This window comes from Silvimonas sp. (assembly GCF_031291215.1).
Lineage (GTDB): Bacteria > Pseudomonadota > Gammaproteobacteria > Burkholderiales > Chitinibacteraceae > Silvimonas > Silvimonas soli.
The window spans coordinates 402,064-420,670 of record NZ_JARLJK010000054.1; the positions used below are offsets into that span (position 1 = coordinate 402,064).

Below are 18,607 nucleotides of genomic sequence, written 5' to 3' on the forward strand. Positions count from 1 at the left end.
CATTTCGCGACCCAGAGACGCAAAAGCGTCCGTTCGATAGCAAATACCAACTAACTGGATGGAGATTTTCATGCTACGCATCAACCGGATGGCCTTGGCCGTCCTGCCTGCCGTATTGGCAACCTCATTTGCATTTTCTGCGACCCCGGCTTGTTCGACTGCCTGGAATGCCACTACCGCTTATGTTGGCGGTAACAAAGCCAGCTTCGCCGGGGTGAATTACACCGCCAACTGGTGGACTCAGAACCAGGAGCCGGATACCAACAACGGCGGTAGCGGTACCGGCCAACCGTGGACCTCGAACGGTGCGTGTACCAGCGGGACGCCGACGCCGACGCCGACGCCGACACCGACGCCCACACCCACACCCACACCCACACCCACACCCACACCCACACCCACACCCACACCCACACCCACACCCACACCCACACCGACGCCAACGCCAACGCCAACGCCAACGCCAACGCCAACGCCCGCACCGACACCAAGCGGTACAGCGCCCAAGTTCATCGATAGCCCGTACAAAGACGTCACCGTCAATACAGACTGGAACACCGATGGCATGCGTAGCAAGAATGCAGCTGGCACGGTTGTGAATGTCACCAGCGCCATGCCGTCCAACTTGTCGACACTGACCTGGGCCTTTGTGACTGGCGAGTGCGGTTCCACTTCGCCAAGCCCGGTCGGTGAAAACCTGGCCGGTATGCTGCCAGCCACCTTCTCTGCCACCAACGTGCCGATGTTTACCGGCGCGGGCAAGAAGTATGTGGTGTCCACCGGCGGTGCTGCAGGCGTCTTCAGCTGCGCCACGGATGCAGGCTTTACCACCTTCATCAACAACTACTACTCGGCCAACATGATCGGCGTGGACTTCGATATTGAAGCCGGTCAAACCCAAGCCCAAATCAACGCCCTGGTTCAACGCGTGATTACCGCGCAAAAGACGTGGCCTGGCCTGCGCTTCAGCTTCACCATCGCTACCTTGGCAACCAGCCCGTCCGGTGCCACCGTTGCGACGGATATGGGTGCCAGCTCGCCTAATCCGCTGGGTGACGAAGGCATCATGGTCATGAACGCCATCAAGAACCTGGGCCTGACCAACTACACGGTCAACCTGATGGTGATGGATTACGGCAATCCGGCATCCAATGGCGTATGTGTGGTGAGCGGGGGCAAGTGCGAAATGGGTCAGTCTGCGATCCAGGCCGCAATGGATCTGCATAACTTCTACAAGTTGCCGTACAACCAGATTGAACTGACACCAATGATTGCCGCGAACGACACATCGGGCGAAACCTTCACCCTGGCTGATACTGACGTGATGTCGACCTTCGTGATTCAGAACGGTCTGGCCGGTGTGCATTACTGGTCGTTTGATCGCGATGTGGCCGGTACCAACGGTCAGAGCAATCTGTCGTTTACCAATCGCTTTGTGAGCGATCTGGGTCAGTAATCTGGCGATCCAGGTTATTCATGTTCCAAATAAAATCCGGCGGACATTCCGCCGGATTTTTTATTGATGTTTGCGGATAAACGCCCAACGACTGACACACCGGTTTTTCTTCAACCGTATAACTCTCTAGAATGACGGCAACATAAAACAAAGGTGTGCCATGTCGGAAAACCCTCTCAGCACCAACATGACACGCGCCGGCACGGTTGCCGCTAGTGACGATGCCGAAATGTTTGAACTGGCGCCGGTTTCGCTGTGGCTGGAAGACTACAGCGACTTGCGTGCGCTGTTTGCCCGCTGGCGCGAAGAGGGCGTAACTGACCTGCGCGAATTCTTTCGTGAAGACTCGAGCCGCGTTGCGCAATGCTCGGTGTGCATTCGGGTGGTCAAGGTCAACCGCAAAACGCTGACTTTGTTTGAGGCAGAAAACGTTGAACAACTGATCGGCGGGCTGGATCGGGTGTTTCGCGACGACATGCTCAAAGAACACCTGGAAGAACTGATCCAGCTCTGGTCCGGCCAGTTGCAGTTCTTGAGCCAGACGGTCAATTACACGCTCAGCGGACGGCGGCTGGACGTATTGCTGCGCGGCACGGTATTGCCCGGCCACGAACAAAATTGGGATCGGGTGCTGGTCGCGGTGGAAGACATCACCGAACTGGAGCGCGCGCGGCATCGGGTCGCGGTCGGCGCGCAATACGCTCGCGGCTTGTTTGAGCACTCCCCGGTATCGCTGTGGGTAGAAGATTTCAGCTCGGTCAAAACGCTGATCGATGAAATCCGCGCTCAAGGCATTTCGGATTTGCGGGTATTCACCGACGTACACCCGGAATTTGTCGAGCGCTGCATGGAAGAAATCCATGTGATCGATGTTAACCAACACACCTTGCAAATGTTCTGCGCGCCGGACAAAAAGACCTTGTTGAGCCGTCTGCGCGATGTGTTTCGCGATGACATGCGCCCGCATTTTCGCGAGCAATTGATTGATTTGTGGGACAACAAACTGTTTCAGCAGCGCGAAGTCATCAATTACTCGCTGGAAGGCAACGTGGTGAACGTGCATCTGCAGTTTTCCGTGCTGCCTGGCCACGAGCAGAATTGGGATTTGGTGTTGGTGGCGCTGACCGACATCACCGCCCGCAAAAAAGCCGAAGCGTATCTGGAGTTCCTCGGCAAACACGACGTGCTGACCAAACTGCGCAATCGCTCTTTCTACATTGATGAGCTGAACCGGCTGGAGCGCAAAGGCCCGTTCCCGGTTACGGTGATCATTGCTGATCTGAACGGCCTGAAAAGCATTAACGACCAGCTAGGCCATGCCAGTGGCGATGCCATTTTGCGCCGGGCGGGCGAGGTGTTTGCCAAAGCGGTGGAGGCGCCGCAATACGCTGCGCGCATCGGCGGCGATGAATTCGCCTTGCTGTTGCCCGGCGTGGATGAGCGCGGCGGCGCGGCAATGGTAGAAAGCATCCGGCATTTGATCGATATGAATAACCAGTTTTATCCGGGCGCGCAACTGAGCTTCTCGATCGGCGTGGCCACTTGTCATAGAGGTGAACGGCTGGAAGCTACCGTGCAGCACGCCGACTTGTTGATGTACGAAGAAAAACGCGCCTTTTACGCCAACACGCCTGAAGACCGGCGCGGCAACAAGCATGTGGATTGATGCGCTTTAGCCAGACAGGAAGGGTGGAAAAGATGGCTCAGGCCAATGAACAGCAACTGCCGCAATTGCGCCAGCGCATCGACGCAATCGATCAGCAACTGGTGAGTTTGCTGGCGGAGCGCTTTGCGATTACCCATAACGTGGGGCTGATCAAGAAAACGCAGGGTTTGCCTGCGGTCGACGCTGAGCGAGAAGCCCGACAAACCGAGCGCATCGTGCAACTGGCGCGGGATAACGGCCTGGACGAGGCGTTCGCCATCAAGTTCTTGCGCACCATCATTGATGAAGTAGTGAGCAATCACCAGAAATTGTGACTGGTTTCAGGCGTGGTGTATTTGAACGGAGATATGCATGCCGAAGTATCGATTGGCGCAACTGAATATCGCCAGCATGAAAGCGCCGCTGGAGTCCCCGGTCATGGCCGATTTTGTGGGGAACCTGGAGCGCATCAATGCACTGGCGGAGTGTTCTCCTGGTTTTGTCTGGCGGCTCAAAGATGAAGAGGGCGATGCCACTGCCGTTCGGGCATTGGGGGATAACGTGCTGGTCAATATGTCGGTGTGGGAAGACGTAGCGTCACTGGCCCAATACGCTTTCAAATCCGCTCATGTCGAGATCATGCGCCGGCGCAATGAATGGTTTGAGCGCCTGGATCGGGCTTATATGGTGTTGTGGTGGGTGGATCACGACCACATTCCGACATTGGCCGAGGCAGCCGAGCGGCTGGCTTATCTGCAAAAGTCCGGCCCGACCGCACACGCGTTTGTCTTCAAGAACGCCTTCCCCGCACCGGATGGACAAGGGCTGGCAGGGGCGGCTGAAGAGACCCGCGACTTAGCCTGCCCCGGCACCTGACGCTCGCCTTCGGGCCGTGGTGCGGGTGCCCAAGCGTTCAAATGTTTAATTCAAATCCTTGGCCTTTTTCTGCGCCTGATCTTTCACATCGCCCAGATCGTCAAAGAAATGATCGGTAGGCTGGCTCGGCAATAACCTTGTTGGCAGCAGTTGCAGGTTGGCGTTGTACTCCACATCGGTGGTGAAGGTGTGTGCATCGCGGTAGTTGGTGGTCAGCAAAATCAGGCAAAGCACGGCTACGCCGACACCCAGCATTGTGCACAGCTTGCTGCGACTGAGCGCGGTGGCCAGCTTCAGATGCAGATAGCCCAAACCAAATACCAGCACCAGCCACAACAGGCTCGTCACCGCACCCACAGAAAGCGTGTCGGGCCAGAGGTAATCCAGCCGGATATCAATGGCTTCGGTTATGACGCCCAGAATGGTCATGATGGATGCGAGCGAGATGTACTCGAACAGCACGGCACGGTGATTGAGTAATCTGGCCAGCAAGGCCCAGGCGCTGGCCCACAGCAGGGCGGCGAAGCCAACGCTGGCTGCGGTGACGATCAGGTCGGAGGTTTTGACCAGATTGGCCTGATCCAGAAAACTGCTCCAGGTTAGCAGTCCGATATTGATGGCCAGCAAGGCCAGCATGATCCACAGATTGCCCAGCAACTCCATCAGCCGCCACAAAAAGCCGCCATGCAAGACTGTTGGCGCGACTGCGGATGCAATACTGCGAAACTGCAAAATGGTGCGGCCTACCCGCAAACGCTGATCTGCGGCGATGGTGGATTCCTGGAAACGCGCACCGGCATTGCCGGTGAAACTGCCGTTTTCGCTACCCAGATCCACCACATGCCAGCCGTTATCGGCCGCTTCAATTTGCAGATGACGTGGCGATACCGCGTCATCGTCGAGGATCAACTCATTGCTGTAATCGCGACCAATGCGAATGGGGAAATCCGTGAATTTCTGCCGATGGGTGACTTTGCCCCGGCGATCCAGGATTTCCAGGATTAGTGGTTCGCCCATGCCGTTGCACCCAGAAATTTGCGGGCCAGTTTGACCGCGTTGTTATAACTGATGCCACCCACCACCAGGCGATTGATCAGACCATTTTGCGATTGGTCCAGCGTGGCGCTCATCATTACCGCATCGTACAAACCCGGCAATTTACGATAAGCGCGCAGGCAAAACACATTCTTCAGCGGCAAGCCGTCTGGCTGATGCACAAACGCGGTCTTGCAACTGAAGTTGCCGACGTCCTCGCGGGTGGCGTCTGGCAAGGGTGGATCAACGCTGAACAGCCCGCCGTATAAATGGGCAAACTGCTGATCATTCAGCCCTTTGCTTTGCACATAACTGCTGCTGTAGTACACCGTGCCGGTTTCGTATTCTTCGGTCAGAAAGATCGAACTTTGCGAGCCGCAACGCATGGTCTGCGCCGTATAACGTTTGTCGTCGCCGCGTATCTCGTTGCCCCAGCAGCGAAAGAAATCCGACCAGTCACGGGCTGTGCGGTAATGACCCACGCTATCCAGTTTTAGCGGCGCTGCCAGCAGGCGCGCGACCACGGCATCTTGCGAGGCCAGCAATTGCTGGTCGACCAGTTTGAGCATCTGGGTGGAGGTGGTCATCGGCGGGTTGGTGCTTTGCTGCAACAGCGCGACCGCATATTTGGCGGGGACCAGAAAGCCGACATCGTTGCCTGAAGTGGCAACGTTAATGCCAATGACCCGACCGGCTTCGGTCACCGTGGGGCCACCGCTCATGCCGGGGTTGATAGCACCGGTAAAGTGGATTTGCTCACGCAGGCTTTTGTCGATCAGCCCGTTATACAGGCCGCGAACGATGGTGAAATCCAGATCCAGCGGAATGCCGAACGAGTACAGCGTGGTGCCTTTATCCAGCGGCCCGGCATCCAGCTCCAGGTGAGTGGGCAACGGCGTGGCAATCTTCAGCAACGATAGATCGTGCACCACGTCAAAGCCGATTACAGCCAGCGGTACCACGCTGCCGTTGGCACGGACGGCCTCAGCGCGGAACCATTCCGGGTGCCACGCCAGTGACGAGATCACGTGAAAGTTGGAAATGATGTGGCCCGCATCATCCACTGCAAAACCGGTTCCCAGCGCTGAACGATTGTTGCTGCGCTTATCCATGATGCGCACTTGCACCACGGCATCTTTGTACTGGCGGAACACTTGCGAGGTATCGGGCGAGACGGTCTCGGCGCGGCTGACCGACGCGACCACCACGGTGAGCAGGAACAGGCAAACGGCAAGCAGGTTCGGGAATTTATTCAAGATATAGGCAGGCATTTGAGAGGACGCACAAAGGCGCCGGGCGCGGGCCATATTACCCGCGTGTCATCGGTTACGCGACGCGTCTTTCACGCGTTGTCACCAAACCACAACGGCTGTCTGACAGTAACCACTGCCTGATAGCCAGGAAGCGCAATACGTGAGTTGAGACCGCCATGCTGGCAATGCGTTCAAAGCTACACAATTGAGCCTCCAGGCTTGGGAAAACCGAGGTTTCATGCGGGCTTGCCGCAACACAGCGGCGCTTGGGCACACGGCAGTGGACGCGCATGTTACGCAACGGCTAGAGTGGCGGTCTTGCCGAATCCTCCACGAGAGCATCATGCAATCGAGTTTTTCTTTTACCTGTCGCGTGTGCGGACAAACCCATGTCGGCCAGCCAGGTTTTGAATTTGCCGTGCCGTATCACTACTTCAACCTGAGCGATGAACAAAAGAGCAGCATCGCGCAGATTGACTCTGATTTTTGCAAGATCGACCACGGCCATCAGGTTGATCATTTCGTTCGCGGCGTGCTGGAAGTGCCAGTGCAGGGCACCGAACTGATGTTCAGCTGGCTAGTCTGGGTGGCCGTCGATGCGCAAACCTTTGCCGAACACCAGACACGCTTGACCGCGCCGGGCGTGGACGTAGTGCGTTCGGGCTGGTTAAGCAACCAGTTGCCCGGTTATCCGGATACCTTGGGTCTGCTGCTCAATGTGCATCCGCGCCCGCACGGTTTGCGTCCGGCGCTGATCTTGCAGCGCACTGCCACCCAGGCCACGCACCCGCTGCTGCACGATCAATACGGCGGCTTCAGTCAGGACCGCGCCCAGACCATCGCCGAGCATCTGGTACATGGCACCGGCCAGGTCGCACCGGCTGACGGCGCGCAATAAATCTGACCACGCCAGGGGCCGATCTACGCACAGCTGCGGGTCGGCCATATTGGCCCCGATATCGCCGCTGGCGCTACGCCGGATGCACCAAAGCTCGCGATTATGCGATGCCGTCCCAGGCTGACCGCATATCGGTGGGCGAGCGGCAACTGGTTGTTGCAGGGCCGATACCCGATTGCATGCAGTTCCCACGTGCACTGCAGAAACTGGCAGCATGTGTTTGCAAGCCGCAAATAAAAATGACGCTAATCTGCCAGGCTGGGGACCGCAAGAATGGGGCAGCAAGAAAAACGCAGCGCGCGACGAATACCAATCAATTGCGAAGTCAAACTACGCTTTCACGATCACTCGCCGTCGCAATATGGCACCTGCACCGACCTCAGTGTCGGCGGCCTGACCGTGCGCACCAGTTACGTACCGCAGCTGGATGAAGTGTTCGATATTGTGGTGATGCCGCCACCAGTGGGCGGCGGTTCGCGCACGCCATTCGCCGCTACCGTCAAGGTGCGGCGCTGCCATGAGATCGAGCGCGGCAAGGAATACGAACTGGGGCTGGAGATTACGCAGGTGCTGCAGTAATCAGGTTTTACCAAACCCGCAGCCGTCGCCGTGTAGCCCGGATGAAGCCCTGGCGAGAATCCGGGGTGTCCATGCATAAAGGGGCTGCGGACTCTGGCATTTGCCATCATTGCATCCCGGATTCTCGCTGCGCTGCATCCGGGCTACGACTTCTTTAATCACTATGAGGATGGCTGTTCAGTGTGCCGAATTGTCGGAGGCACGTTCGGCACATTCACGAGCGCGTGCCAGTAACAACACTTGCTCGCGACTATTGCGGGTGAGTTCTGCGGCGCGTTTGAACTCAGCGCTGGCTTCGGCAAATCGCCCCAGTTTGCAGAGAAAGTCTGCACGAACGCTGGGCAACAAGTGATAACTGCGTAACGACGGTTCATCCAGCAAGGTGTCGACCAGTGCCAAGCTTGCCTCTGGCCCGAAGGCCATGCACAGCGCCACGGCCCGGTTCAGCTCAACCACCGGTGAAGGAGAAACCTGGGCCAGCGCGTCGTACAAGGCGGCAATGCGTTCCCAATTGGTTTCGTCTGCGGTGAGCGCCCGCGCATGACAGGCGGCAATGGCGGCCTGCAAGGTGTACGGGCCGAGCATGCCGCCGAGTATTTCCGCTTGCCCCAACGCGGCCAGCCCGCGCCGGATCAGCAATTGGTCCCACCTTGCGCGGTTTTGCTCCAGCAGCAAGATTGGCGCGCCATCAGGCCCGATGCGGGCGCGCGAGCGTGAAGCCTGAATTTCCATCAAGGCGACCAGCCCATGCACCTCGGCTTGCATCGGTGCCAGCCCGGCCAGAATGCGCCCCAAGCGTAGCGCTTCGTCACACAGCGCCGGGCGCATCCAGTCGGCACCGGCGGTGGCGGCATAGCCTTCATTGAAAATGAGATAAATCACCGCCAAGACCGACGCCAGGCGCTCGGGCAGGGCTTCGGCAGTGGGCACTTCAAATGGCACGCGTGCGGCGGTGAGGGTGCGTTTAGCCCGGACAATGCGCTGAGCGATAGTGGGTTCGGGTACCAGGAATGCACGGGCGATTTCGTCGGTGGTCAAACCGCCCAGTAACCTGAGCGTGAGCGCGACGCGCGCTTCGGGCGATAACACCGGATGGCAGGCAGTGAACACCAGCCGCAGCAGATCATCGCCAATGTGATCATCGAGTGCGTCAGCGGCATCGGCGCGCAGTAATTCCTGTTCAATCTCGAGTTCGCGGCCGAACTCTTCATGCTTGCGTTCCAACAGCTTGTGGTGGCGCAGCCGGTCCAGCGCGCGGTGTTTGGCCGTGGTCATCAGCCACGCGCCGGGGTTGTCCGGCACACCGCTTTGCGGCCATTGTTCCAGCGCAGTGACGAGCGCATCCTGGGCCAGTTCTTCGGCCAGGCCCACGTCACGCAGCATGCGCGCCAAGGCGGCGATGATGCGGGCAGACTCAATCCGCCACACCGCCTCGATGGCGCGATGCGTTGTTACCACTGTGCTCAAGCGTGGGCCTCAGCGGCTGCGGCAAAGTTCTCCATGGGCGACGTGTCATACATCAGCCGGATATCGCAGCGACCTGGTCCGGCCAGTTCCATAAAGCGTCGATTCCAGTACAAGGCCTCGTCTTTGGTAGCGACCTGAATAATGGCGAAGCCGGCAATCAACTCTTTGGTTTCGGCAAATGGGCCATCAACCACCGAAAGTTTGCCGTTGTGATAGTGCATCTGTGCATCTTCGGCAGAGTTTGGCAACAAGCCGTCGGTGGCCAGCATCACGCCCGCTTTAACCATTTCGTCAATTAATGCGCCCATGCGGACATTGTCTTCGTCGCAAGGGACGTCGCCTGCCTGCGGTTGCTGGTCTGGGGTGTAAACCGAGAGATAACGCATTTCAGTACTCCTTCAGAGTGCGAAGAGTGTGGCGGGGCGCTTTGAGACCCAGCCGCGTTTACTTTTCTGCTGCTGCCTTCAGATTGGCCAGACCCGTTTCAAAGTCAGCGCCAATCATCTTGTCCATATTGAAAAACACCCCCATGACTTTGGCGATAAACTGCATTGCTCCGCTCATCGCCCAGGTCACTTCGGTGCTGTCGCCTTGGGTTTTCAGGGAAAATTCAGCCTGGTTATGGGCTTCAAAAGGTTTTAGAAAATCCAGCTTGATGACGATTTGTTGTGTCGGAGTCGCGGTGGTGATTTCCATCCGCCCAGCGCCTGCCTTGCCTTTACCGTCCCACTCGTAGACTGAACCCACGCCACTGGGCGCACCGCTGAAAGTACGCTTCATGTCCGGGTCCAGATGTTCAAAGGGTGACCATGCACTCCAGCTATGAAAGTCATTGATCAGCGCGAAAATTCGCTCTGGCGGCGCTTTAATGGTGACTGTGCGCGCTATCCGGAACGAATCGGGCTGGCGGACGGCGAGCACGAGGACGAACACGACGATCAGCAGAATCAGAACCAGAATGCCTTTGAACATGTTTTCTCCGGGGGAATGTTTGATTTTGTAATGATGTTTAGCGGGCGGGCGCTTAGCCGTTTTTGGCCGACTCGGCACGTAACCGCACTTCTGCTTCTTGCAGTTCGGGCGTAAAGGCTTCGCCGAAATCTTGCGGATCGAACACCTGGCGGATTTCGATTTCCGAATCGCCTGGCATCGGGTTCGGACAGCGTTTGATCCACTCGATGGCTTCTTCTCTGGACTTCACCTCCCACAGCCAGAATCCGGCAATCAGCTCTTTGGTTTCGGTAAACGGGCCGTCAACCACTGTGCGCTTGTCGCCAGAAAACAGCACTCGTGCGCCTTTGGAGCTGGGATGCAGACCTTCTCCCGCCAGCATCACGCCCGCTTTGACCAGTTCCTCGTTGTATTTGGTCATGGCCGTGAGCAACTCGGTATCTGGCATCACGCCGGCTTCAGAATCCTTGGTGGCTTTAACAATCACCATAAATCGCATGTTGTTTCTCCTGATTTGAAAGAAAAGGGGTAACGAGCAGCTTCATGTGGTTTGAAAACACCTTGTTTTGGCCGCTGTTATAAGTACGACGAACCAGCGCCACGCAAATCGACACGACTGCGGTTTTTTTTTTCGTGGGCAGGTCATTCGGGGCATTTAAATCTCTGATTTATAGCGTGATGTAACTACATCTGCCTGGTCGGCTGCATACGGAATGGCTGGTTTTACGCTGCTGGTTCTTGCGCTTTGCGGCACCGTTTCTCATGCGGATGCATTTTTTTATCGTGTCTGGTCGTGGGTGGCGGTCGCGGCGAAGCCAGACAAACTGCGGTTGACTACCCCATTCATGCTGCTGATGTTGAAAACAAAGAACCGGTCGAAAAGCAAGCAGGAAAAAAAGACGACAAGTCGGTAATCAACGTGGTGAAGGCGCCAGCCAACCCGGCTTTGGGGCAAAAGAAAACGGGCGCAGTTGCGCCCGTTTTCTTTGAGCTGCATATCAGGTACGCCAGCAAAAGCGATTCGAAATTGGTTATATGAGCCTTCCGAGTCCTCACGCGCATCTCGCTTCCCTGTTTAGAGATCGATGCGCAACTCGCTGTGCCAACGGCTGGCATAGGGGAGCATGAACAAGTACAGACCCGTGAGCAAAAGCAAGGCGAGCGAAAGCAACGGCGAATAGGTGATCCAGGCCGCTGGTTGCCCTTGCGTTCTCACCGCGAAATTGGCGACGACAGTCAAAGTAAAGGCAATCGATAACCAACGGGGAATCTGCCGGATCAGGCTGCTTGACCAGTTGGCCAGTTGCTTCGCCGCCGGTGTCATTGACGCACCTCGATCATTTTCCAGCCGTTACCGGACGGGTCGCGAAAGCCGGCGTCCACGGTGCCATAGCGATCCATGGGCTCCTGCGTAAACTCGACGCCCTGGGTTAGCATCCGGTCATAAGCGGCGCGGCAATTGTCCACGGCCAGCACCAGAGAGGGCATTGCACCTTTGGCCACCATTGCGCGCAACGTCTGTTCTGTCGCGGCATCGTGCATGGGCGAACCTGGCGCAAACAAACCGAGCTGAAATGTTGGCTGATCTGCCGCTTGTATCGTTAGCCAGCGAAAATCACCGTTGCGCACGTCCGTATGTACGCGAAACCCCAGCTTGTCTACATAGAACGCGAGCGCTTCATCCTGATCTCGCACGTATATACCCACCATCTGGATCCACTGACTCATTTTGCACCTCCGTTGGTTGAGGTTCTTTTATACGTCCGGCTGGGCGGCGTCGCTTCTCCAAAACTGAGATTGTGAGGTTGGGCCGGTGTGCCGCGCTGAGAATGCAGAAGGGCACGCTGCCAAGTTCGCGTGCTGCAGCGCGTGCGCGGGCGCGGATTGTGCTCGGCTTTTCGTCGGTGATATCACGGAAAACGCGCCCGAACGTGCCCAGACTTTGCCAGCCAGTCTGAAAAGCGATCTCGGTAATCGACAGGTCACTATCGCGCAGTAACGTCACAGCCCGTTCAATGCGCCGGGTGAGCAAATAGCGGTGTGGCGGCACACCAAAGGCGTCTTTGAACGATCGCGCGAAGTGGGCTTCACAAACATGGCTCACGCTGGCTAATCGCCTGATTGGCCAGGCCTCGTGCGAGGCAGCATCCATACGGTCTTTCGCCCGCAACAATCGACGCAATAACTCGGGGTCCTGGCTCGCAGTCTCTGTACCCATGCTGTCTTCCGGTTCTCCAATAACAGATATTTGAACCGCTTGTACTGGCCCGGTCAATGCGCCGGAGTGAAGCGCTTCTGCCCGACGTGAACAGGTGTGGTTTAACGTTGATCTTCTTTGCATTCCTCATAAATTGATAGCTGGAGCGGTAAAGAAATGCCGGGTTAGCGCACGTACGAGCGGCCCCTGTTCGCTTGCTGCTTGACCTTGCATGATATTTCCATAATTATGGAAATATGGAAAATAAAACCGCTGTCCAATCTCTCGCTGCGCTGGCACAGGAAACCCGTCTGACCATCTTTCGCCTGCTGGTGGGCGCGGGCCCGGACGGGTTGGCGGCAGGGCGCATAGCCGAAACGCTAGGTCTGGCTGGAGCGACGCTTTCTTTTCACCTGAAAGAACTGTCACGGGCCGGGTTGATCTCCAGCCGCCAGGAAAGCCGCTTCGTGTACTACTCGGCCAACTACGCTGCCATGAACGAGTTGCTGGCATTTCTGACCGAAAACTGCTGCGGTGGCGCGCCTTGTGGCATTGAGGCAAGCCTTGCAACGGGTAGTGGTTGCTGCTGATTCCTGCTCAAAATCCCTGGTTTATTGTCTGGAGTAATTGAATGTCCGCCCAATGTGAAGTCATCGGCAAGCAAGCTGCCGGTGCACCGCTCAGTGTATTCGAGCGCTATCTGACCTTATGGGTTGCCATCTGTATCGTGGTCGGGATTGCACTGGGGCAAGGTTTGCCTGGCGTGTTCAAGGCCGTGGGCGCAATGGAAATCGCCAAGGTCAATCTGCCGGTGGGCTTGCTGATCTGGGTGATGATTATCCCCATGCTGCTGAAAATTGATTTCAGCGCATTGCATCAGGTGCGCGGTCACCTCAAAGGCATAGGCGTCACGCTGTTTATCAATTGGTGCGTCAAGCCGTTCTCGATGGCGTTTCTGGGCTGGCTGTTTATCCGCGTGCTGTTTGCCAGATGGCTACCCGCTGGCCAGATCGACAGCTACGTTGCCGGTTTGATCCTGCTGGCTGCTGCGCCGTGTACCGCAATGGTGTTTGTATGGAGCCGCTTAACCGGTGGTGATCCGTATTTCACGCTGTCGCAAGTCGCGCTCAATGATCTGATCATGGTTTTCGCCTTTGCGCCGCTGGTGGGGCTGTTGCTGGGCGTATCCAGCATCACCGTGCCGTGGGCCACGTTGCTGACTTCCGTCGTGCTGTACATCGTGATTCCGGTACTGCTGGCTCAGGTGATCCGCAAAGTGCTGCTGGCTAAAGGTCAGGCAAGTTTTGATGCTGCCATGAGCACGATCCAGCCGTGGTCGATCAGCGCCTTGCTGGTCACATTGGTTTTGCTGTTCGCCTTCCAGGGCAATGCCATCATCCAGCAACCGCTGGTCATTGCACTGCTGGCTGTGCCAATTCTGGTCCAGGTGTTTTTCAATTCTGCGCTGGCGTACTGGCTGAACCGCAAAGTGGGCGAGAAACATTCTGTGGCGTGCCCGTCGGCATTGATTGGCGCATCCAACTTCTTCGAACTGGCCGTCGCTGCGGCGATCAGCCTGTTCGGCTTTGAATCCGGCGCAGCGCTGGCTACGGTGGTCGGCGTGCTGATTGAAGTGCCCGTCATGCTGCTGGTGGTCCGCATCGTGAACGGCAGCAAACCCTGGTATGAGCGCGGCCTGCGCGCTGCCCGCTAAACCCGCAATTTCAACGGAAAAAGCACCATGAGCAACATCACCATTTATCACAACCCGGCCTGCGGCACCTCGCGCAACACGCTGGAACTGATTCGTAATAGTGGCGAAGAACCCCAAGTCATTCTCTACCTGGAAACCCCGCCGAGCCGGGAGAAACTGGTTGAGCTGATCGCGGCCATGGGGATTAGCGTGCGTTCTTTGCTGCGCAAACAAGGCACGCCATATGAAGAACTCGGGCTGGATGATGCCAAATGGACTGATGATCAATTGATCGACTTCATGTTGGCGCACCCGATTCTGATCAACCGCCCGATTGTGGTCACGCCGCTGGGCACCAGACTGTGTCGACCTTCCGAACTGGTGCTGGATATTCTGCCAGGCCCGCAACGAGCCGCTTTCAACAAGGAAGATGGCGAAGCGGTGGTTGATGCTCAAGGCAATCGGGTCAGCAAATCTTCCTGAGGTAGCATCGCCGGACTTTCGGTTGGCCATTGCCACTTGATTGGGGTGAAACCGATTTCGATCAGACAAGGCCGGTGCGAGGGGGCAAGGATGGTTCTTTGTCCTGTCCCCGCCACGGCCCTTTCGCCTGATGGATGACATGGCGGAAAGCGGAAATTTTTCCAATACTGCATTGGACGCTTGGGCTTATTGATGCATTTTTGCTTGTGTCGCGAGAACGGGTCCCACGTTCCGGGCAAGAGGAGCTACAAGCATTGCCAAGAGTCCGAAACGAGCCCGCTATATTGTTCCAGGGATATTTACAACGATGTGTGTAGTTTACACCTGTGTTGGGTGCGGCCCTGCCAGCTGCCGGATCATGGGTGCAACAATGAGTATTGAATATGGATTTTTGCTAACCGGTTAATTGCAAGATCTGCAGTTTTATTTCATTCCGAATACAGATTCCACCGGAGAATTTCGATATGAAATATAGGCGGGAAATAGACGGACTTAGAGCGCTAGCCGTTGTTCCAGTCATCCTTTTTCACGCAGGTTTTCAGTTTTTCAGCGGTGGCTTCATCGGAGTTGATATATTCTTTGTTATTAGTGGTTATCTTATTACCACCATTATCATCGCCGAGCTCGATACCAAAAGTTTTTCCATCATCAAATTCTATGAACGCAGAGCCAGGCGCATCTTGCCAGCTCTGTTTCTTGTGCTTTTCACTTGTATTCCGTTTGCGTGGTTGTGGCTTTTTCCACCAGACATGAAAAAGTTTTCTCAAAGCCTGATTGCAGTCTCCACTTTTTCATCCAACATTTTTTTCGGTTTTACCGGCGGGTATTTTGACCCGGCCGCAGAACTAAACCCGTTACTGCACACCTGGAGCTTGGCCGTAGAAGAACAGTTCTACGTTTTTTTTCCCGTTTTTCTTCTGTTAACCTGGGGTTTGGGTAAACGTAATATTCTAATTCTTTTGTCTCTTGTGTTTGTTGTCAGTTTGGTTCTGGCGCAAATTTATGTTTTCAAGCAGCCAGTGGCTGCTTTTTATTTGCTGCCAAGCAGAGGTTGGGAGCTGTTGGTTGGAGCGTTCGTTGCATTCTATCTGGCCCATCCCAAAAACGCAGCCAATGAAACAAATGAAACGTTCGTCAGCCATGTCGGGAGCCTGGCAGGGCTGGCTCTTATTGTGTTTTCAATATTCTATTTCGACAAGACCACTCCTTTTCCGAGCATATATACGCTTGTACCCACAGTGGGTGCCGCGCTTATCATTTTGTACAGCACACCAAAGACTTGGGCTGGCAAGATATTGGGAACCCCTTTGTTTGTCGGGATTGGCTTGATCAGTTATAGCGCCTATCTCTGGCATCAACCCATATTTGCGTTTGCCAGATATATTTTTCTAGACAGGCCCAGTGCTGGCGTGATGTTATTCCTTACTTGCATCTCATTTTTCCTCGCTTATTTTGGATGGCGGTTTGTTGAAGCGCCTTTCAGGAACAAGCAAAGAGTCAAACGTAAAACAATTTTTACCTATGGAATTGTTTTAAGTGTGAGTTTGATTGTATTTGGCTCATTGGGTAGTTTCAGTAAAGGGTTTGAAGGCCGTCTTCCTTATAGCAGCAGGGATCTGATGGTCTTCGGAAAGCCCGTCACATTTTTGGCGATTCATAGCTCCGACAGTAGCTGCCGGGACCTGCTGGGACTGTCCGCTTTGCCAGAGGAAGTTTGCGTGGCTAACTCAAAGAGTCCGCAAATCATGTTCGCAGGCGATAGCCATGCTATGGCACTTTATTCTTCCATATATGGCAAACAGTTTGATTTGAATTCCGTGTTGATATCCGGATATTCCTGCCCATTGTATCCAAATTTAACCTACATTCCCTCGTTTAAAAATTCTTTTGGCAACACCTGCACGGGTATTGCCAATGAAGTATTAAATGCAGCAAAAAAAATAGACTCGATAAAAGTAGTTGTTCTGGTTAACTACCATGTTGATGGGCAGGACGCGAGGTTTTCTTACTATCTGCACGGCAAGCACATATCCAGCGATGAGGCCTTTATCGCCGGAAATGATTTTCTTGTAAATGAACTCCTGAAGCTGGGGAAGAAGGTTGTGTACTTTATTGACGTTCCCCATTTGAAGATTGATCCGAGGTTTTGCCTGCAAAAACTCCCATATTCCTTCAGATTGGCCTCGGACTCTGGCTTGTCCAGAGAGTGTTCAATTACCAAAGAAGAAAATGAACAGGTCCGAAAGGAATACGTAGGCGAGGTGTTGAAGGTCAAGAGTGAGAATCCAAAGATGTTGATCTTCGACCCGGCTTCCTATTTTTGCACGGGCCACTATTGTAATTTCAGGGACGGTTATAAATCACTCTACAGCGATACTCATCATGTCAGCCTGTTGGGCTCAATGGACATCCTTAACGTCATGAGGTCCGATGGTTTGATCGATCACTAGGCTATCCTCACGGTTCACGGTCAGTCCGACCGCACGGTGGTCGTCGGGCATCCCGCCCATGGATGCCGCCAATGTTTCAATTGTTAACAAAACCCGCAATATCGAAATTTCCGGTTAACAAGCACACGGTTCAATGGCTGCGGTTCGTTCAAACCAAGAAACACATCGAAACCGAGACGAGGAGTCACCATGAAGACCAAGTTGAGCTTGATTGCGTTGGCGACGTTGCTGGCTGCTGGCGGTGCTAACGCCGCGCTGCTGCGTATTGCTTGTGGTTCTACCGGCGGTGAGCTGGAGCTGTGCAAGACATCCGTGAATGAGTGGGCCAAGAAAACCGGCAACGAAGTGCTGGTGGTTACACCGCCTAACGATTCCAACGAGCGCCTGGCTCTGTACCAGCAGATTCTGGGCAGCGGTTCGGACAAAATCGACATTCTGCAGATTGACGTGGTGTGGCCTGGCTTGCTGGCCAGCCATCTGGTCGATCTGAAGCCTTATTCCAAAGGCGCGGAAAAAGAGCATTTCCCCAGCATGATTGCCAACAATACGGTCAACGGCAAACTGATGGCGATGCCCTGGTTTACCGATGCGGGCCTGTTGTACTACCGCAAGGATTTGCTGGAAAAATACAACCTCAAACCGCCCGTTACCTGGGATGACATGGCTGCTGAGGCCAAAAAAATCCAGGACGGTGAACGCGCTGCCGGTAACGACAAGATGTGGGGTTACGTGTGGCAAGGTCGTGCTTATGAAGGCCTGACTTGTGATGCTGTGGAATGGGTGTCCAGCTACGGCGGCGGCAATATCGTTGAGCCAAACGGCAAGGTATCCATCAACAACCCGCAAGCAATCAAAGCCATTGATAGCGCGGCAAAATGGGTTGGCACCATCTCGCCGAAAGCTGTGCTGAACTACGGTGAAGAAGAAGCCCGCGGCGTGTTCCAGTCGGGTAACTCTGTGTTTATGCGCAACTGGCCATACGCCTGGGCGCTGTCGCAAAAAGACGAAAGCCCGGTCAAGGGCAAGGTCGGTGTGATGGCTCTGCCTAAGGGTGGCGCCAATGGCCGCAACGCCGCAGCACTAGGTGGCTGGCAACTGGCCGTTTCCAAGTACTCCAAGAACGCCAAACTCGCGGCCGATCTGGTGATGTATCTGACCAGCCCGGAAGTGCAGAAGATGCGCGCGGTGAGCAACGGTTATAACCCGACCATTGCGTCACTCTACAAAGATCCGGATGTGCTTAAGGCCAACCCGTTCATGGGCGACCTGTTCAGCACCTTTACCAGTGCTGTGGCACGGCCTTCTTCAGTCACCGCATCCAAGTACAACCAGGTTAGCAACCAGTTCTGGAATGCTACCCACGACGTGCTGTCCGGCAACTCCAATGCGACCGACGCACTGGGCCGTCTGGATGCGTCGCTCAAGCATATGGGCCCCTGGAAGTAAGCACGCCCAGCGTGCGGTGAGGGGCGAAGTGTGAGAGGTGAGGGAAAGGCTGCAGTGTGTATCGCACGCTGTGGTCAGCGCCCAAGCCTTGCACACGGCGATTTCAGCGTTCCCGTGATCGGCACTGCCATGCTGATGACGGGGAGGTGACCCCTCACTCCATTTATCCCGATTTATC

At 55.5% G+C, this 18,607-nt stretch carries 21 protein-coding genes; 12 read left to right on the top strand and 9 right to left on the bottom strand.

Annotation, left to right across the window (positions count from 1 at the left end; all coding sequences use genetic code 11):
• The first annotated feature begins 70 nt into the window (after positions 1–70).
• From P4L78_RS03310 to P4L78_RS03325, 4 genes are all read left to right on the top strand, one after another.
• On the top strand, positions 71–1,456 hold the full coding sequence (locus P4L78_RS03310; RefSeq protein ID WP_309326943.1) for a carbohydrate-binding protein: 1,386 nt from the start codon (positions 71–73) through the stop codon (positions 1,454–1,456).
• A gap of 160 nt (positions 1,457–1,616) precedes the next feature.
• Entirely contained in the window at positions 1,617–3,122 is a 1,506-nt protein-coding gene (locus P4L78_RS03315; protein WP_309326944.1) for a sensor domain-containing diguanylate cyclase, read from the top strand.
• 32 nt (positions 3,123–3,154) lie between these two features.
• A complete protein-coding gene (locus P4L78_RS03320; protein ID WP_283148754.1) occupies positions 3,155–3,436 on the top strand; it encodes a chorismate mutase in 282 nt (93 codons plus the stop codon).
• A gap of 37 nt (positions 3,437–3,473) precedes the next feature.
• The gene (locus P4L78_RS03325; RefSeq protein WP_309326945.1) at positions 3,474–3,977 is read left to right on the top strand and encodes a DUF3291 domain-containing protein; all 504 of its coding nucleotides are present in this window, start codon (positions 3,474–3,476) and stop codon (positions 3,975–3,977) included.
• A 45-nt stretch (positions 3,978–4,022) separates the two neighbouring features.
• Here the strand turns inward: P4L78_RS03325 and P4L78_RS03330 are convergent, their stop codons facing one another.
• Both P4L78_RS03330 and P4L78_RS03335 read right to left on the bottom strand, forming a co-directional pair.
• Positions 4,023–4,994 carry an FHA domain-containing protein gene (locus P4L78_RS03330; protein ID WP_309326946.1) on the bottom strand — a complete coding sequence of 324 codons (972 nt, stop codon included), beginning with the start codon at positions 4,992–4,994 and terminating at the stop codon, positions 4,023–4,025.
• The gene (locus tag P4L78_RS03335) at positions 4,979–6,283 is read right to left on the bottom strand and encodes a S1C family serine protease (RefSeq protein ID WP_283148757.1); all 1,305 of its coding nucleotides are present in this window, start codon (positions 6,281–6,283) and stop codon (positions 4,979–4,981) included. Before P4L78_RS03335 ends, P4L78_RS03330 begins: the two co-directional genes overlap by 16 nt.
• A gap of 325 nt (positions 6,284–6,608) precedes the next feature.
• On the opposite strand from P4L78_RS03335, the gene P4L78_RS03340 reads away from it, so the two are divergent.
• A complete protein-coding gene (locus tag P4L78_RS03340) occupies positions 6,609–7,163 on the top strand; it encodes a DUF2199 domain-containing protein (RefSeq protein ID WP_283148758.1) in 555 nt (184 codons plus the stop codon).
• Between the two features lie 273 nt (positions 7,164–7,436).
• Positions 7,437–7,742 (top strand): PilZ domain-containing protein, encoded by a 306-nt coding sequence (locus P4L78_RS03345; RefSeq protein ID WP_283148759.1) that lies wholly within the window; start codon positions 7,437–7,439, stop codon positions 7,740–7,742.
• A gap of 177 nt (positions 7,743–7,919) precedes the next feature.
• Here P4L78_RS03345 and P4L78_RS03350 read toward each other — a convergent pair whose 3' ends face one another.
• Genes P4L78_RS03350 through P4L78_RS03365 form a run of 4 tightly spaced genes read right to left on the bottom strand, consistent with a single transcriptional unit; the run spans position 7,920 to position 10,659 of the window.
• Positions 7,920–9,200: an RNA polymerase sigma factor gene (locus tag P4L78_RS03350; RefSeq protein WP_309327096.1), complete on the bottom strand. Its 1,281-nt coding sequence runs from the start codon at positions 9,198–9,200 to the stop codon at positions 7,920–7,922.
• A gap of 5 nt (positions 9,201–9,205) precedes the next feature.
• On the bottom strand, positions 9,206–9,595 hold the full coding sequence (locus P4L78_RS03355; protein ID WP_309326947.1) for a YciI family protein: 390 nt from the start codon (positions 9,593–9,595) through the stop codon (positions 9,206–9,208).
• A 58-nt stretch (positions 9,596–9,653) separates the two neighbouring features.
• Entirely contained in the window at positions 9,654–10,181 is a 528-nt protein-coding gene (locus P4L78_RS03360; RefSeq protein ID WP_309326948.1) for an SRPBCC family protein, read from the bottom strand.
• A 52-nt stretch (positions 10,182–10,233) separates the two neighbouring features.
• A complete protein-coding gene (locus tag P4L78_RS03365; protein WP_309326949.1) occupies positions 10,234–10,659 on the bottom strand; it encodes a YciI family protein in 426 nt (141 codons plus the stop codon).
• A 294-nt stretch (positions 10,660–10,953) separates the two neighbouring features.
• On the opposite strand from P4L78_RS03365, the gene P4L78_RS03370 reads away from it, so the two are divergent.
• Entirely contained in the window at positions 10,954–11,199 is a 246-nt protein-coding gene (locus P4L78_RS03370; RefSeq protein WP_309326950.1) for a hypothetical protein, read from the top strand.
• A gap of 36 nt (positions 11,200–11,235) precedes the next feature.
• On the opposite strand, the gene P4L78_RS03375 is transcribed toward P4L78_RS03370, so the two are convergent.
• Genes P4L78_RS03375 through P4L78_RS03385 form a run of 3 tightly spaced genes read right to left on the bottom strand, consistent with a single transcriptional unit; the run spans position 11,236 to position 12,378 of the window.
• Positions 11,236–11,484 carry a hypothetical protein gene (locus tag P4L78_RS03375; protein ID WP_309326951.1) on the bottom strand — a complete coding sequence of 83 codons (249 nt, stop codon included), beginning with the start codon at positions 11,482–11,484 and terminating at the stop codon, positions 11,236–11,238.
• Complete coding sequence (locus tag P4L78_RS03380) at positions 11,481–11,888, bottom strand: VOC family protein (RefSeq protein WP_283148765.1); 408 nt, start codon at positions 11,886–11,888, stop codon at positions 11,481–11,483. Before P4L78_RS03380 ends, P4L78_RS03375 begins: the two co-directional genes overlap by 4 nt.
• Entirely contained in the window at positions 11,839–12,378 is a 540-nt protein-coding gene (locus P4L78_RS03385) for an AraC family transcriptional regulator (protein ID WP_309326952.1), read from the bottom strand. The genes P4L78_RS03380 and P4L78_RS03385 overlap by 50 nt, the downstream gene beginning before the upstream one ends.
• A gap of 236 nt (positions 12,379–12,614) precedes the next feature.
• Between P4L78_RS03385 and P4L78_RS03390 the strand changes: the two genes are divergently transcribed.
• The 5 genes from P4L78_RS03390 to P4L78_RS03410 all read left to right on the top strand — a co-directional run bounded on the left by P4L78_RS03390 (position 12,615) and on the right by P4L78_RS03410 (position 18,429).
• On the top strand, positions 12,615–12,947 hold the full coding sequence (locus tag P4L78_RS03390) for a helix-turn-helix transcriptional regulator (RefSeq protein ID WP_283148766.1): 333 nt from the start codon (positions 12,615–12,617) through the stop codon (positions 12,945–12,947).
• Positions 12,948–12,988: 41 nt separating this feature from the next.
• Positions 12,989–14,071, top strand: a complete 1,083-nt coding sequence (gene arsB / locus P4L78_RS03395; protein ID WP_309326953.1) for an ACR3 family arsenite efflux transporter — start codon at positions 12,989–12,991, stop codon at positions 14,069–14,071.
• 27 nt (positions 14,072–14,098) lie between these two features.
• A complete protein-coding gene (arsC, locus tag P4L78_RS03400; RefSeq protein ID WP_283148768.1) occupies positions 14,099–14,533 on the top strand; it encodes a glutaredoxin-dependent arsenate reductase in 435 nt (144 codons plus the stop codon).
• A 464-nt stretch (positions 14,534–14,997) separates the two neighbouring features.
• Positions 14,998–16,983 (top strand): acyltransferase family protein, encoded by a 1,986-nt coding sequence (locus P4L78_RS03405; protein WP_309326954.1) that lies wholly within the window; start codon positions 14,998–15,000, stop codon positions 16,981–16,983.
• A gap of 189 nt (positions 16,984–17,172) precedes the next feature.
• Complete coding sequence (locus P4L78_RS03410; RefSeq protein WP_309326955.1) at positions 17,173–18,429, top strand: ABC transporter substrate-binding protein; 1,257 nt, start codon at positions 17,173–17,175, stop codon at positions 18,427–18,429.
• Positions 18,430–18,607 lie beyond the last annotated feature (178 nt).

Excerpts from the sequence above, each read along its gene's own strand:
- P4L78_RS03310 (WP_309326943.1), top strand. The coding sequence starts at position 71 with ATGCTACGCATCAACCGGATGGCCTTGGCCGTCCTGCCTGCCGTATTG.
- P4L78_RS03315 (WP_309326944.1), top strand. The coding sequence starts at position 1,617 with ATGTCGGAAAACCCTCTCAGCACCAACATGACACGCGCCGGCACGGTT.
- P4L78_RS03320 (WP_283148754.1), top strand. The coding sequence starts at position 3,155 with ATGGCTCAGGCCAATGAACAGCAACTGCCGCAATTGCGCCAGCGCATC.
- P4L78_RS03325 (WP_309326945.1), top strand. The coding sequence starts at position 3,474 with ATGCCGAAGTATCGATTGGCGCAACTGAATATCGCCAGCATGAAAGCG.
- P4L78_RS03330 (WP_309326946.1), bottom strand. The coding sequence starts at position 4,994 with ATGGGCGAACCACTAATCCTGGAAATCCTGGATCGCCGGGGCAAAGTC.
- P4L78_RS03335 (WP_283148757.1), bottom strand. The coding sequence starts at position 6,283 with ATGCCTGCCTATATCTTGAATAAATTCCCGAACCTGCTTGCCGTTTGC.
- P4L78_RS03340 (WP_283148758.1), top strand. The coding sequence starts at position 6,609 with ATGCAATCGAGTTTTTCTTTTACCTGTCGCGTGTGCGGACAAACCCAT.
- P4L78_RS03345 (WP_283148759.1), top strand. The coding sequence starts at position 7,437 with ATGGGGCAGCAAGAAAAACGCAGCGCGCGACGAATACCAATCAATTGC.
- P4L78_RS03355 (WP_309326947.1), bottom strand. The coding sequence starts at position 9,595 with ATGCGTTATCTCTCGGTTTACACCCCAGACCAGCAACCGCAGGCAGGC.
- P4L78_RS03360 (WP_309326948.1), bottom strand. The coding sequence starts at position 10,181 with ATGTTCAAAGGCATTCTGGTTCTGATTCTGCTGATCGTCGTGTTCGTC.
- P4L78_RS03365 (WP_309326949.1), bottom strand. The coding sequence starts at position 10,659 with ATGCGATTTATGGTGATTGTTAAAGCCACCAAGGATTCTGAAGCCGGC.
- P4L78_RS03375 (WP_309326951.1), bottom strand. The coding sequence starts at position 11,484 with ATGACACCGGCGGCGAAGCAACTGGCCAACTGGTCAAGCAGCCTGATC.
- P4L78_RS03380 (WP_283148765.1), bottom strand. The coding sequence starts at position 11,888 with ATGAGTCAGTGGATCCAGATGGTGGGTATATACGTGCGAGATCAGGAT.
- P4L78_RS03385 (WP_309326952.1), bottom strand. The coding sequence starts at position 12,378 with ATGGGTACAGAGACTGCGAGCCAGGACCCCGAGTTATTGCGTCGATTG.
- P4L78_RS03390 (WP_283148766.1), top strand. The coding sequence starts at position 12,615 with ATGGAAAATAAAACCGCTGTCCAATCTCTCGCTGCGCTGGCACAGGAA.
- arsB (WP_309326953.1), top strand. The coding sequence starts at position 12,989 with ATGTCCGCCCAATGTGAAGTCATCGGCAAGCAAGCTGCCGGTGCACCG.
- arsC (WP_283148768.1), top strand. The coding sequence starts at position 14,099 with ATGAGCAACATCACCATTTATCACAACCCGGCCTGCGGCACCTCGCGC.
- P4L78_RS03405 (WP_309326954.1), top strand. The coding sequence starts at position 14,998 with ATGAAATATAGGCGGGAAATAGACGGACTTAGAGCGCTAGCCGTTGTT.
- P4L78_RS03410 (WP_309326955.1), top strand. The coding sequence starts at position 17,173 with ATGAAGACCAAGTTGAGCTTGATTGCGTTGGCGACGTTGCTGGCTGCT.